The organism is Candidatus Gracilibacteria bacterium (assembly GCA_028687475.1).
GTDB lineage: Bacteria > Patescibacteriota > Gracilibacteria > BD1-5 > UBA2023 > STC-74.
The window spans coordinates 88,209-102,561 of record JAQUAB010000004.1; the positions used below are offsets into that span (position 1 = coordinate 88,209).

Below are 14,353 nucleotides of genomic sequence, written 5' to 3' on the forward strand. Positions count from 1 at the left end.
TATACTATTCGTGCCAGAATAAGTATTTTTTTAACCTTTGTTTTTCTGTATTAGAACAATGTAGGGCAACTGAATGTTGCTCCCCTTTTTGTGCTAATGCAGAGAAAGTACTTGTTCTGGCGAACATAAGAGCCTTCGGTTGCCCTTTTTGTTTGCCAGGACGACATTCTGGTAGTGATTTACTTCATTACCATTTATTCCTATGAAAACCTGTCCATATTGCGGAGAAGAAATTCAAGATAAAGCCATAAAGTGTAAACACTGTGGCGAATGGTTGGATAAAGTAGAGATGAGAAAAAGAAAAGTAGATGAAACGAAAGAACTTATAAAACCAATCGCAGAAAAGGGATCTCAGATTCTGAATCATAATATCCTCAAACGAGGAAGAAATACTCTTTTCATCATTATAACATCCCTTCCTTTTTTCTATACTCTAGAAGGAATTGATAAGTTCGGATGAAGTTTCGGAAGTGCCTTATTTCTTTCGCTTCTTGTACTTCCCGAGATTGCCTTCTTTTTCTATTCGGTAGAAATGCTTCTTAAAAAAGAAGGGCACGATAAAGGTAGATCTTTCTGAGATTTCTTTCGTCTAGGGTCGCCAATAAAAAGATGGGAGTTTATCTTATTTCTCATCGCAATAGGAGTTACAATATCCTTTCTAAAAGAAACATACATTTCTGGAACATCCTATACGCCTATTTTTATCCTATTTGCTGTAGAGATATTATTCCTTGCAATAAAACGGTGAAAAGATCTCGGAAATGTAAGTGCAGGAACTTCTGTAATTTATAATATATTTCCACTTATCAATATTGCTATAACTCCCGTATACCTCTTTGGAAGAAGTGGAAGTGTTACTGGAGAGAGATTTTATGAAGGAAAAAACAAGATACTAATGATAGGATGAGTAATCTTATCTGTCGGGGTTGTTATCTTGCAAATTATCAGCAACTAACTATCATTATGTCTAGAAAATAAAGCCAATTCCTACAATCCAAAGCCGTCAACTTATTTCTTTGTAGCTTCTTTTTCCCCTATTGCCTTCTTGACGGCAGGTGGTAGTGGGAAAAGAGATTACAAAGATTTTTTATCTCATAAAGCCGTCAAAATGAGTAATAAAATTCCACAACAGTTCCAGAAACCAATCTTCGCCTATATGCGAAGGAGTACAACAAAAGAAGAACAAGGAAATTCTCTTATCCAACAAGAGGAGATGATCGATCGTATCACAAAAGAGTTGTGAATCAATATTGCCGACGTAAACACATATATTGAATCGAAAAGTGGCTTTGAAAATAAGACAAGGAAAGAGTTTGAGAGAATGATGAGCGATATAGACAAAAGCAATGGCTGATGCATTATCTTATGTCGAGATAGTGCTCGATTATCTAGGAATGAAACTGATAGTTTAAGCATTACAAATAGAATATTTTGAGACAATAAAACTCCTAAAAAGATAAAAAGTATTTTCTTCTTTCGAGACTATGAAATAGAAGAATGGAATGATAAGAGTGATAAAGAGAAGATAAAAACGGAATTGTTCAATAACTACCTTTTCTCAATTAGAAATGGAAAGATTTGCTTTCAGGGTACACTTAGGAAACTGGATAAAGGAGAATTTCCGAGAAAACCACCACACGGTCTATCAAAAGTGGGTCTGAATTGAGAATGATGAGTAAAAAGAAACGAGCCAACCTTGCTCAGGCAGAATGAGAAAATGCCTTTTATTAAGCAAGCTTTTGAGATGAAAGCAAAATGAAGAACAGCTAAGGAAATATGCAAATATCTGAAGAAATATGCAAATATTAATGTATCAACAAAAAATATTGTGGAAACAATAATTAGTAATACTGTCTATATTGGCGAATATACTGAAAAGAAAACAGGAACAATTTTTAATAAGATCAATTTCTGGGAAAGAAAACCCCCTATCGATCGTGATCTTTGGGAGATGGCAAATAATAATATCAAAAAAAGAGGGTTTGGTTTCTGAGAATTACAAAAAGAGCATATAGCTCCTTGAATTCTCAGATTGGAGACAGGTAAACTATTATCTCTCTATAAAGCCAAAAAGAAATATAATGCTTATCAAACTGAAATACCTTGAGAGAATGGAAAGAGAAAGTCGATAAGCCTTATGGAGACCAAATTAGTAAAGGAATTCCTAGATCAAGCTATTCCAAAGGTTCTTGATATTTGTTACCAACTCTACTGATGAGTAGATCTCAGAGATCACGAACAATATGTGCATTCACTGAAAAAGAAAGAGGTAACCGAATTCCTAAATGAAATCAACGAATGGTATCGTGATATGTATGCCACCACAGGGAAAAGCATATATGATTTTCAAGCGAAGAGCATAGAAGAATATATTGAGAAGGTAAAACAAGAACAAACATATAGTAAGGAGGTATTCTTTTCTGACTCTATAGAAAAACAGAACAAAGCTATCAATTACCTTGAGCAAAATGTAATGAAGGACTCCTGACTCGATCCTGAGGGACAAGAGTTTTATGAAGATATGATAGCTTGAGTGCGAGAATCTTTAGCAAAAAAGAAAGGTGCTTATGCAACATTGCGTAAAGCTGTTACAAAAGAAGAGATGGTTCAGGAAAAGAAAAAACAAGAAGCAGAAATAGAAAAATTAACAGAACAAAAAACATTACTGGAGAAAGAAAAAAATGAGATTGACCTTAAAGCTTTCCGTCTTTGATATGATGCAAGTGTGGCAAATGCTATGAAAGAATCTACACAAGAGCAAATCAAGGCGTTGGAAATACAAATTCAAGACCTTTCTGAAAGTAGTGATTTTGAGCAATACCTTGTTAGACTTCCCGAAATACTCAAAGATTTACACGAACTTGCAAGTAAGGTGCTATCCGAAGCGGATTATCAGGATTCTCGTGATGAGATCCGTCAACTCATCCAACTCGTATCACACGAACTTACACTAACTACCAAAAAAGAGCTTAAAGTAAAGCTCTTTGAGGGTCTAGAAAATCTAGAAATTGTAAAAATGTGAAATGGTGCAACCAGCAGGGCTCGAACCTGCGACCTCCTCCTTCGCAGGGAGGCGCTCTAATCCAACTGAGCTATGGCTGCATATGACGGGCGCATTCTATATTTTTTTCTGAAAAATCAAATTTATTTTCTTGCCAGGCTCTATTATTCACTCCTCGGCATACCATAGAAGTCGAATCCTTTCATATCCGTCATGGATTTTGTGATGTAGTTTTTCTTCTTTCCTTTCTTGAAAAATCCGCGTTCATCGATGATTCCCATTTCGATAAGTTGATCAATATTTTTGGTTGGGAGTTTCTTCTTTGGGAATGCTTCTTTATTTTGGTAGTATCGAGTTCTTTTTTTGTAGGAGAGATTGAATCGTGATTGTTTGTTCTCATTTCCCGTATAGACAAGGGCCGCCTTTTTCTTCCCTTTCGAGAGTTTACGAGCGGCAGCCTGTTTTTTTACGAGACGTGCAGAGAGTCAATGGCTATTCGCCATAATTATGAATTTTGAATTATGAATTTTGAATTTCGCGATAGCGAAGTATGGAGCGGGGAAACGGGTTCGAACCGTCACACCCAAGGGTTGAAGCCTTAGTACACTCACTCTTTTATGTTACCCCCGCATGAGATAATGCATAATTACATAGAAAAAATGTACAATGCAGAGCACGGGCAGTATATAAAATACAGTACAAAAGTCAAAAATCTCTTTCGTTTTCAAAAATCTTTTTTATAGTGGTGCCATGACTTCACATTCTGATATACAACTTCTCGACGAGATTCTCTTGGCTCTTATTTCTGATGAAACGATAGTGACAAAGGATGACTTCCACCGACTGAAGAATACGATTCTCGCGAAATACAAGAAAGAAACAGCTCCCACTGCGATTGAGCTTATTTCACGATACCAAGAACTTATCGATGATGGAACTCATGAAGATATTTTGCGCGTTCGAAAAGTGCTTCGCAAACGTGCGATCCGCTCACTTTCTGGCGTTTCAGTGATTTCGCTTCTGACGAAGTTCTGGTGATGTCCAGGTAAGTGCATCTATTGTCCGACCTATGACAATCTCCCAAAGAGTTATATCACAGATGAGCCTGCCGTTCAGCGTGCGGAACTGAATCAATTTGACCCATTTCGTCAGGTGCAGAATCGTCTCCAGTCACTCACTATGACAGGGAATGCGATCACGAAATGCGATGTGCGCATTATTGGAGGAACTTGGAGTGTGTATCCACGAGAGTATCAGGAGGATTTTATCCGGAATATTTATGATGCTCATACCGCATTCCAATATCAGAAAAACAAAAAATTAGTTCGAGAAAATAAAGATTCACCATTCGCCGCTTCGATAGATAATAGTGATTCCGAATGGGTTCCATCGAAAACGCTTGAAGAGGCAAAAACGCGAAATCAAACAGCAGAGAGTCGTGTGATCGGGATTGCCATCGAGACGCGTCCGGACTGGATTGACGAGGAAGAGATCATTCGATTGCGTCGCTATGGAGTGACTCGCGTGGAGATAGGATACCAGACAACGATCGACAGTATCAACGAGATGAATAGACGCGGACATGGAAATAAGGAGTCCATTCGTGCCACGAGACTTCTCAAAGACGCAGGATTCAAGGTCGTGGCTCATATGATGCCTGGACTTCTTGGTGCAACACCAGAGCTTGATAGGGAATCTATGCAAGCCGTATTTTCGAATCCTGATTTTCGTCCGGATGAACTCAAGATGTATCCTCTTGTTGTCACTCCACATTCTGAACTGGAAGAAATCTGGAAAAGATGAGAATTTGAGCCATATGATGATGCGACTCTGATTCCACTGATGGCGGAACTCCAGACAATGATTCCTGAGTATGTCCGACTCAATCGCATGTATCGGGATATTCCAGCGGGTCAGATTCTCGCAGGATCGAAGGTTGCGAATCTCCGTCAGATTACCGAAGCTAGCATGATTGCGCGCTGACTTTATCGTCATGATATTTCTGCGCGAGAAATCCGGGCAAAAGAGAATAATCCAATAAATGCAATATTGGACATTCAATTCTACGAAGCAAGCGGAGGACATGAATATTTTCTTCAGTTCATTGATCCGGAAGATAGAACGATATTTGGATTGGCACGACTTCGTATTTCATCACAGTATTTCACAGGAGAAAAACACTTTCTCACAGTGTTAGAAAACACTGCTATTGTACGCGAAGTGCATGTTTTTGGAGATCAGCTTGCTCTTGGTGCACGTGCAGATGGAACCGGTCAACATATGGGATTCGGTCGTCGTATGATGCAAGAGATGGAGAGAATTGTTCGAGAAAAGTATCCGGAGATCCAGAAATTGGCAGTGATCTCATGAGTAGGAGTACGTCAGTATTATGAGAAACATGGATATTCACTCGAAGGGGAATATATGATGAAATATTTATAATACTATAGGTTGTATAGAGGGGAATGTATTGAATACAAGTGCCGAAAAATATTTCGTCTTTTTGCAGAGAATATCCAGTATACTCAGATATTGTACTTACAAATTAACTTCCCACTTCCAGAACTTCTCTATTTACTCGTAATTACTGATACATTGACAAAATAATGTTTTGTAATTAATCATTTGACATAAAGAAAAATATCTGCTATCTTCTTCACGTATTATACATATACAAAGAAAAATGTCTTCATATTTCCCCTTTTTTTTGTCACAAAACCTGTATAATACGCTCGTCTTTTATTTCTTTCACTTTTCCTCTATGAGACTTTCTACTCGTGGTTTTACTCTCGTTGAACTCATGATCGTAATCGCGATTATCGGTATCCTTGCTGCTGCTCTCTTCCCGTCAATGACGAATTACCTCAAGCGTTCTCGTGACGCTGCTCGTACTTCGAATTTGAAGGATATCTCTACTGCACTTGGTGCATATTTTTCTGACAAAGAAGAATATCCAAGAGCTGGAGCTAACAACTGTGTCAATTCTGGTTCTACAGGACTTGATACTGTCTATATGCCAAAGGGAGTTCCTGTAGATCCTGTTAATACATCTCGTAATAATGGATGTGGACTTGCTCCAAAAGCTGGATATGGATATGGTTCTGGTACTATGGCTGGAGCCCCAGCATTTACTCTCACCGCGGTTCTCGAGAACCAGAATGGAGGAAACACTGGAGGTGTTGCAACCGCATATATTGGAAACTTTGCTGTTGCAACTCAGTTCTCATTCGAGAAGGGTACTGGTTCTGGTTTCATCATGTCGAACTAGTGAGCTATATCGACAAAAGTACTTTCCAGAAGGAGGGTACTTTTTTTATTTTCCAAGAAAGAGCATATTTGCATTTTTTATTTATAAACTATATATAGAATTTGTCACTAGTATTTTATTTTTAGATATGAAAATTTTACTATAATTCACTCGAGTTTTTTCAGAAGACATGTATCTTTTTGCATGAACTTTGTTTTATATTTTTTCTTTCCTCTATGTTTTTCTCCTCGAATCGAAATAAGTGATGATTTACTCTCGTAGAGGTTATGGTTGTGGTGATGATCCTCGGAGTATTATTCGTCTGACTCTATATGTGATTCCAGCCCTATATGAAGCGTTCTCGTGACACGAAACGCGTAGCGAATATGCTTCAGTATTCGAATGTTCTTGAGACATTTGATAAGAATTTTGATACATTTCCTTCTGTGTATGGAGCATGAGGAAGCCCTACTGCTTCTGGCTATTGTCTCTCAGAACTGCCTACACGATGAGATATCGCAGCTCTCGGAAATGCTGGAAAATTCAGTGCTCTCACTATTGATACCACACCTCCTCCACGTGATCCAGATCAGACTGTTGTTGTTCCTCCGTGCAGTCTTCCATGATCTTATGTGTATAGTCGACTCGATTATGGAGGTGGGAAACAGGCAGCCCTTATAGCTGCACGTCTGGAGATTCGTACCAGTGCCAATTATGGTACAGGCTCAGATCTTCTGAATCCATTGAAGTTCCAGGATGATACAAAAAAAGGAACTGTTCCACCAACGGCTTCCGATCAACTGTATGTTGTAACGAGACTACATTAGAGAAAGACGATTCCATAAGAGAGTTATTTACACGATAAATCTGAATTGACAATATTATTTTTTGTGATAAATTATACCAGTTATTTCATAACCATATATACATATGTCAGGAGGACACGGTCATGATGACCATGGAAAAGGAGATCATGGAGGCGGAAGCAAGTCTACTATTGACCTCGGAATCTCAGGAATGATTGGCAGTTTCTTCGGAATCGCCAGCGGAGCTGCACCAATGAAAGATGCTCTCCACTGAGGCGGAGGCGGCGGACATGGGCATGGCGGACATCACTAAAAACAAAATCCCTTCTATTTTCGGAAGGGATTTTCTGTGAAAAGCTGAATATCTATAGCAAAGTGCGATGTACAGAGGACTTTTTGTTCTTTTACAATTTATTTATTCAATGTTCCTAATGTTTTGAGTTTCTGAAATCTTGATTCTGAGTTTCATTGAAAAGCCTTTCTTCCAGTCATATTAATGTCAAAAGAGTCAATATATTTCAGTCTTCAGTCTCTCGTTACAATAAGATTCTCATCACCGTATAAATCTATGGTAAATCATTCTTTTTTTAAGGATCTATACCCACATATAAATAAGTCAATATCATTTTGTAAATCATGATTATATTCCAATTCTCTAACTAAGAATTCAAAATTTTGTTCTGATCAGAAAACATCATATGCTATTGTGACGGGTGAACAAAATGCTGTTATCAATTCATGAGTTCATTCTATCTCTCAAGGTTTCTCACTCACAAAGGCTTGCATGGGAACAATGTCACCCAGATAATGACGGAGTTTTCTATACTCTTCTCTAACTTCCTCTAATTTCTCAGAACCAAGTCTGGACTTCTTTACTAAAACCCTGATTGCCCGACCATCTTCTATAAAGTTCATAAGTACAACAGCACGACAATTGGAACCAAGAAGTTTTTCCTGTCTGTGGGCAATATCGGTTGGTTGGATTTCACCTTTTGTATAAGCAACGAGGGTATCTTTCTTTATCATACGAAAGGAATCTGAATATTATGGAAGTATAGCATGAGTTTTAATCTTTCGCAAAAGAAAATAGTAGAGATTTTTTTGATAGTTACCTTCATTTTATTTTTGCGTGCAAAGTTCTAATTTTCTTTAGTGTCGAACTATCAGCCAGCCATGATAGTAGACTGTATCACAAAATATCCACTACGGTATTTTGACTAACAACATTCAATATTTTGAATTGATTGTGATTCATACAAAAAAATAATAATACTCATATATTATTGAATATTATTATTTGTCAACTTGTGAATTTATTACTGTACTATCACCACCACCTTCGGCTCTTTCCCTATCTCATAGAGACAGAGGTCACAGACCTTGCGTTCGACATGAGAAACGAATGAATCTGCATCCTTGAATCGAGAGAGATCCTTGAGAATATCCTTGATCGCGGTATCGAGGGATTTCTCGAGATTCGGAACCTTGTCGACAGGAGGAAGTCCGACGGTCTGATACTTGATAGCGAAACCAGAATTTTTCTTCACAATACCGATTACCAGCACTCCCTGAGAAGAAATCTGGAAACGATCATGAAGTTCTTTCTCTGCACTATATCCTACCATGCGACCATCGACCGTGATGAGCTTGTGTGACGCGTATTCATCCGTCTCACGGATGGAATCTTTCGTGAATTCGAGGATTTTCCCATTCTTGAGAATGACGACTTTATCTTTCGCATATCCGAGTTCATACGCATTGCGAGCATTTCCACGAAGCATATGTGGGAATCCGTAGATTGGCACATAGTATTCCGGACGAATGAGATTGATCATCTTTTTTGTATCCTCTTCGCGAGCATGTCCACCAGCATGGACTTCTGATTCCTTGTAGTGGTGAATCTTCGGACCTTGTTGGGTAATAAGATCGAAAAGTCCTTGTACCGCACGTTCATTCCCTGGAATGACTGAAGAAGAGAAGATAATCGTATCATCTGACTTGAGTGTTGTATCACGAGATTCTCCTGTGACGATGCGCATGAGAGCCGCATAACGCTCGCCCTGAGCACCCGTACAACAGATAGTGATATCCTTGTCTGGAAGTTTCGCCGCATCTTCCATAGAAATGATAGTTCCTGGCTTTGGTCGCACGTATCCGAGCTTGATGGCGATGTCGATATAGTTATTCATCGAACGACCGAGAAGCACGACCTTGCGATTGTATTTCTCTGCAGTTGAGATGATGAGCATCACGCGATCGATAATCGAAGAAAATGTCGCCGTAATGACACGACCTGGCGCTTTCTCGAAAATATCCTCGATAGAATGAACCACCTCAGATTCAGAGATAGAAGAACCGAGAAGATGAGCATTTGTCGAATCAGAAAAAAGAGCACGAACTCCGCGATTCCCAATCGTTTCGAGATATTCGAAGTTCGTCGATGGGCGATTCGGAAGTGGTGTACGATCGAACTTCCAGTCCCCTGTATGAACGAATCGTCCAACAGGAGTCTCGATGAGAAGCCCAACAGAATCAGGAATCGAATGATCTACAACGAATGGAGTGATCTGAAAATGTTTCCCGAGCTGAATCGGTTGATAGCGAACATATTCACGAAGATTCGGAAGTGTCGCACCCATATCTCCTTGCTTGAGTTTGATAAGCTCGTAGGCCATAGCTGTCGCGTAGAGTGGAGTTGAACGGCCGAGTTGTTCCATGAGAAAGTACACTCATCCGATATGATCGATATGTCCGTGTGTGATACATGCACCGACAACTTTTTTCCCACGACAATACGTGAGATCAGGAATAGAAGAGTTTATACCGTATTGATACTGATCAGGAAACTGGAGTCCCATATCTATGATAATCATCTCATCTTCATACTCGAATCCCATACAGTTGAGACCCACTTGTTCCGTACCACCGAATGGTATGACACGAAGTGTTTCTTTCTGAAGTGGTTTTACTTTCTCTTCGTGTTGTCCGAGGAACTTCTTGAGTGCTTGAACCGGAGTGAGAAATGGATAAGAGCGTTTTGCCTTATAGGAATCCTCGAAGATGAAAGAATCTCCAGGACGGATATTGCTCTGGATTTTCTTTCCAGAATCGAAAAAGCTTCGTGGAGCTCATTTCTCTTTTGGAGAAGCTCCCGTATTGCTTTGAAAGCGTTTGTTTCGCATAATAAATATTGGTTAAGAAATTGTCATTCCGTAGCAAAGCGAAGGAATCGCTTTTTTATTTGCTTATGAGAAAAAGGATACTATTCTCATAAAATTATTGTGAAAGGGATGTCTACGGCATGACAAAAACATTCCCTTTTCTTTTTCTATCGTTCGATAATAATCGGCATCACGACAGGAGTACGTCCCGTGAGAAGGTAACAGTATTTCGTGAGTTCACGACGAAGAATCTGAACGAGTTCAGCACGTTCGATTTTCTGATTTGCGAGAATCGTCTGTTCATAGGTATGTCGGATTCACTTGAGCACTTCTTTGTGTACCATCATCATCTCCTGAGCATGGACGAATCCGCGAGAATCGATGAAAATATGCCCAACAATAGCTCTCGCATGAATATCTTCTTCGATCACAAAAGTCAAAACTCCATTTTCCGCGAGCAGTTCGCGATCCTTGAGCGTATATCCCGCCTCGACTCCAACAGAATTTTTATCGATATAGAATGTATCGAACGTGAATTTGAGCGTATTTTTCGAGATATTCTTTCGAGAAATATCGACAATTTCACCAGGAGTGAATGTGAAATTCTTCGCACCATGAAGAACGAATGATTCACCTTCTGGAAAAAGTGAGAAAAATTGTGGATGAGTACTATTTTTCGAAGATGCAGGAAGAAATATTCCATCTCCATCGAGAGAAACTATCATCCCACCATCACGATTTTCGAACAGAAATTCTCCTACTTTTCTGTCATTCATTCCTGGAGAAAAAATCTCAAAGAATCGACATTTATCGAGAAAATCTATATCTTTCACATTGCTGCGAATATATGCAATAACATCTCTCGTAGCATATACATGAGGAAAACCAAGTGCATCGAGAACTATTTGGAAAACTTCAATATCAAATTCTGGAGTGAGAAGTACCCATCCGATAAGACGATCTTTCTCACTATATGGAAGTCGCATATCCGGAAAAGATTTGTACGTTTTGCCGCTCGAGAAAATCTCCGAAAATCCAGTTCCAAAAAGAAGTGTTCCCTCTCCTCCACGAACAATCATGAATGGATCAGTATGTTTCACATTCGAGAGAACTGTGAGGCGAAGCGACTGATCTCATCCTTGTGGGAAAAATGATGGCTTCATTGATTCGATCAGTTTTTTGAGTCCTCCTTCTATCTCGCGAGGCGGCGTTACTGATTGACTTGCCCTTGAAGGACTCGGTTTTTTTTGAGGAAATGGCTTCTGCACACGAGAAGTATCATTTCTTGCATTTTCATGATTGCGCGGAAAAAATGGCTTTTTTGCCTCAGAAGATTGCGGCGCAGACGAACCACCTCAGAAAGTGATATCATCAGTATCACCAAAAATATGTCACATAGAATGGACGGAAAAATAGATAAAAATTCGTAGAAACTACGACTGGCAATGCCAGAAATGTCACAAACCCAGAACACAAACGAAAACAATGCAAAGAAAGAATCGTTCAGTAAGTATAGTTGTTATATAAAACTCTGGATTTGATCGACAAATCTCTAAGAAAATCATTTCGCAGAGATATATCGACCAGAAGAATTGGAAGGATTATATAGATTCTTGTAGGGAATACAAATATTTTTGTACTGAGATTGGAACTTTTGTTGTATCCCACAGATAGTTCGGAATCTTCCCGATGCGATAATCGGTGTCCACGAATTCTCCCTTTGTGAATACATATTGCGAAAAGAAGAGATATTTTCGTCTGAGGGAATCATTCTTCATAGCACGATCCGCAAAGTCACGATTATGAAAAATATAAAAAACAAATGATTCCGCAAAGTCCTCATACTTATTGGTTGATGCATATCCAGAAACAAAATTCGACAGCGTTTCGCCTGATTTCTTGGTTGTTTTATTTTGCCAACTGATTCGATAGAATATATTCGAAGGATCTGAATAACCAGCAAGGGTGTAGATATCTACATAGTGTCAGAGTTCATGAACCAACAGCTTCAGGAACTCACCATCCCGAAGTATAGAAGAAGAAAGAGTGATTGATCGTCATTGTATTTTTCCTCGCGGTTCCTTCTGATTCGTATCTATGACTACTGAGAGGGAATTGTACTCGAATCAGAGTTCATTGGAATTCAGGACTTCTTCTATGATTTTTTTTCGTGCATCGAGATTGTACTGGGTTCAAAGAGTATTCACTACATATCCTTCACCCGCATATAGTGGGAAAATCAAGGAAAAGCTCGCACAGATGAGGAAGATTCCTCGTAGAACCATGAATTTATAGAGAAAGAAATTGATTGATAAAGCCAATGAATATGTCGATCAAACCAAATGCAGCTAGAATCAGTATCAGTCCAGCTATTGCATAAATTGCCGTAGATTTTGCGTGTTTCAACTTCTCATCATCACCATAAGCTGTCGTATACTGGATACCAGCCCATACGAGAAATGCAATCGCAAATACCGCGCCAAGAGCAATTGCTCGTTCCACGATAACAGTTACACGATCACGGATTCATTCCACATCATCTCATTGGGATGGATCTACACCGATAGTATCACTCCCACAGCTCTGTAGAAATTCTACAGCATTCGATGAATCTACACTACAGTATGCTGCATGAGTAAAAGCAGGGAAAAATACAAAATTGCAAAAACCAGTAAAAAGAAATGTGATAATGAGAAGAATTTTTTTCATAATAACTAGAGAGATAATCCAGAAATAATAACAACAAAAGTATAAGCACATGCTATAGCAATCAATCCGATTGCACCATATGTGAGTGATTTAAAGGCTTTTTTCATTTTTTCCTCATCTCATTCGGCTGTCATGAGTTGGTACCCAATATAGAGTGTAACACCCGTGATGATCAAGGGAACAGCTCAGCGGACAAGAACCTTTTCTATATAGGAGAGAACCATTTCTAGAGTCCAGCCATTTCCACTCTCACCAGCCCAAATATCACTCGATGGATTGACTCCTGTAGTAGATACTTCCGCGAAGATGCGAATGGGAAGAATAAAAAGAAGAAAAAAAAGATATTTCATAGAAAAAATATTAACCAATGCGAACATTACTGAGGATCTGAACAACACCAAATGCCATTCCTGCGACAAGAACTCAAATCAAAGAATAAATAAGTATATGTCGAGCCTTTTTCATTTTCTCGTCATCTCCCGCTGAGAGCATCATCTGAATGCCTCACCATGTTATCCCGATTACCCCGAGAACCGATGCTATACCTATCGCATAAGCAATAACATTCGAAAGAAGTGTGATAGCGTAACTCTCATCGGTTGTAGATGGTTGTATCATATCACTCGGAGAGACAAGTTCATATGCGAAAGCGCTCGATGTAAGCAAAAGGGCAAGAATGAATGAAAAAATCTTGTACATGGGCGAAAATTATGAATTAGATGTTCATGATATAAAGAACCATGCTGACGAGACCATAAGAGAGAAATGCGACAATCATGGCAATAATATTCCATTTGATAATAGTTTTTGCCTTGCTCGCCTTCTCAGAATCACCACTAGAGAATATATAATAATATCCCGCAATTACAAGCGATACACCAGCAATTAGCGGAACTGCGATGAGTAGGATATTGGAAATCTGACCGAGAATAAATAATATTGCACCCGTCCCTTGGAGTCCACCGCCGGCATATCCACCACCACCGATCCGCATAGGATCCATGTCCTGAGCAGAAATAGTAAAATCGGAACTCGTGAGATCATTATCTGCAAAGCTGTGTAGTACTGGGGCAAATACGGCAACAAGGAAAAAGTAGATTCGAAACATAATAAAAAATTTGATACAAAGTAATCATATCAGATAATACGAAAAAAGCCAAAAATTTGCAAAAAGCTGAGAATTTCATATTATACGCCCGATTTTTACTCTCATTTTTATGACATACATTCTCTCTCTTCTTTCTGTGATTGTGATTCTTCTCGTGATGATGCAAGCGAAAGGTTCTGGACTTTCTATTATTCCGAATTCCAACGATTTCGGGAAGTTCGAACGCCGTGGTCCAGAAAAGATATTACACAATATCACTATGGGCATTATTATTGCATTTATCGTGACAGCGCTTATTGCATACTTTATTGGATAATCATT

The 14,353-nt window shown here is 39.0% G+C and carries 15 protein-coding genes and 2 tRNA genes; 6 read left to right on the forward strand and 11 right to left on the reverse strand.

Annotation, left to right across the window (positions count from 1 at the left end):
- The first annotated feature begins 202 nt into the window (after nt 1-202).
- A complete protein-coding gene (locus PHY14_04605) occupies nt 203-955 on the forward strand; it encodes a zinc ribbon domain-containing protein (GenBank protein MDD2694178.1) in 753 nt (250 codons plus the stop codon).
- Between the two features lie 2,069 nt (nt 956-3,024).
- On the opposite strand, the gene PHY14_04610 is transcribed toward PHY14_04605, so the two are convergent.
- The 3 genes from PHY14_04610 to PHY14_04620 all read right to left on the reverse strand — a co-directional run bounded on the left by PHY14_04610 (nt 3,025) and on the right by PHY14_04620 (nt 3,631).
- Nucleotides 3,025-3,102 (reverse strand) — tRNA-Arg (locus PHY14_04610).
- 63 nt (nt 3,103-3,165) lie between these two features.
- The gene (locus tag PHY14_04615; GenBank protein ID MDD2694179.1) at nt 3,166-3,504 is read right to left on the reverse strand and encodes a hypothetical protein; all 339 of its coding nucleotides are present in this window, start codon (nt 3,502-3,504) and stop codon (nt 3,166-3,168) included.
- Between the two features lie 48 nt (nt 3,505-3,552).
- Nucleotides 3,553-3,631: transfer RNA gene (locus PHY14_04620), tRNA-Gly, on the reverse strand.
- A 120-nt stretch (nt 3,632-3,751) separates the two neighbouring features.
- On the opposite strand from PHY14_04620, the gene PHY14_04625 reads away from it, so the two are divergent.
- The 4 genes from PHY14_04625 to PHY14_04640 all read left to right on the forward strand — a co-directional run bounded on the left by PHY14_04625 (nt 3,752) and on the right by PHY14_04640 (nt 7,367).
- On the forward strand, nt 3,752-5,443 hold the full coding sequence (locus tag PHY14_04625) for a tRNA uridine(34) 5-carboxymethylaminomethyl modification radical SAM/GNAT enzyme Elp3 (GenBank protein ID MDD2694180.1): 1,692 nt from the start codon (nt 3,752-3,754) through the stop codon (nt 5,441-5,443).
- Between the two features lie 319 nt (nt 5,444-5,762).
- The gene (locus PHY14_04630; protein ID MDD2694181.1) at nt 5,763-6,269 is read left to right on the forward strand and encodes a prepilin-type N-terminal cleavage/methylation domain-containing protein; all 507 of its coding nucleotides are present in this window, start codon (nt 5,763-5,765) and stop codon (nt 6,267-6,269) included.
- Nucleotides 6,270-6,484: 215 nt separating this feature from the next.
- The gene (locus PHY14_04635; protein MDD2694182.1) at nt 6,485-7,075 is read left to right on the forward strand and encodes a prepilin-type N-terminal cleavage/methylation domain-containing protein; all 591 of its coding nucleotides are present in this window, start codon (nt 6,485-6,487) and stop codon (nt 7,073-7,075) included.
- A gap of 103 nt (nt 7,076-7,178) precedes the next feature.
- On the forward strand, nt 7,179-7,367 hold the full coding sequence (locus PHY14_04640) for a hypothetical protein (GenBank protein MDD2694183.1): 189 nt from the start codon (nt 7,179-7,181) through the stop codon (nt 7,365-7,367).
- Between the two features lie 98 nt (nt 7,368-7,465).
- On the opposite strand, the gene PHY14_04645 is transcribed toward PHY14_04640, so the two are convergent.
- The 8 genes from PHY14_04645 to PHY14_04680 all read right to left on the reverse strand — a co-directional run bounded on the left by PHY14_04645 (nt 7,466) and on the right by PHY14_04680 (nt 14,032).
- Nucleotides 7,466-8,080, reverse strand: a complete 615-nt coding sequence (locus tag PHY14_04645) for a hypothetical protein (GenBank protein MDD2694184.1) — start codon at nt 8,078-8,080, stop codon at nt 7,466-7,468.
- 290 nt (nt 8,081-8,370) lie between these two features.
- Nucleotides 8,371-10,236, reverse strand: a complete 1,866-nt coding sequence (locus tag PHY14_04650) for a ribonuclease J (GenBank protein ID MDD2694185.1) — start codon at nt 10,234-10,236, stop codon at nt 8,371-8,373.
- 146 nt (nt 10,237-10,382) lie between these two features.
- On the reverse strand, nt 10,383-11,612 hold the full coding sequence (locus PHY14_04655) for a hypothetical protein (protein MDD2694186.1): 1,230 nt from the start codon (nt 11,610-11,612) through the stop codon (nt 10,383-10,385).
- A gap of 204 nt (nt 11,613-11,816) precedes the next feature.
- Nucleotides 11,817-12,458, reverse strand: coding sequence for a hypothetical protein (locus PHY14_04660; protein ID MDD2694187.1), 642 nt, complete (start codon nt 12,456-12,458; stop codon nt 11,817-11,819).
- A 46-nt stretch (nt 12,459-12,504) separates the two neighbouring features.
- Nucleotides 12,505-12,924 carry a pilin gene (locus tag PHY14_04665; GenBank protein MDD2694188.1) on the reverse strand — a complete coding sequence of 140 codons (420 nt, stop codon included), beginning with the start codon at nt 12,922-12,924 and terminating at the stop codon, nt 12,505-12,507.
- A 5-nt stretch (nt 12,925-12,929) separates the two neighbouring features.
- Nucleotides 12,930-13,274 (reverse strand): hypothetical protein, encoded by a 345-nt coding sequence (locus PHY14_04670; protein MDD2694189.1) that lies wholly within the window; start codon nt 13,272-13,274, stop codon nt 12,930-12,932.
- Between the two features lie 10 nt (nt 13,275-13,284).
- Nucleotides 13,285-13,623: a hypothetical protein gene (locus PHY14_04675; GenBank protein ID MDD2694190.1), complete on the reverse strand. Its 339-nt coding sequence runs from the start codon at nt 13,621-13,623 to the stop codon at nt 13,285-13,287.
- 16 nt (nt 13,624-13,639) lie between these two features.
- Entirely contained in the window at nt 13,640-14,032 is a 393-nt protein-coding gene (locus PHY14_04680; protein MDD2694191.1) for a hypothetical protein, read from the reverse strand.
- 109 nt (nt 14,033-14,141) lie between these two features.
- Here PHY14_04680 and secG point away from each other — a divergent pair, with 109 nt between their 5' ends.
- Complete coding sequence (gene secG / locus PHY14_04685) at nt 14,142-14,348, forward strand: preprotein translocase subunit SecG (protein MDD2694192.1); 207 nt, start codon at nt 14,142-14,144, stop codon at nt 14,346-14,348.
- Nucleotides 14,349-14,353: the final 5 nt, after the last annotated feature.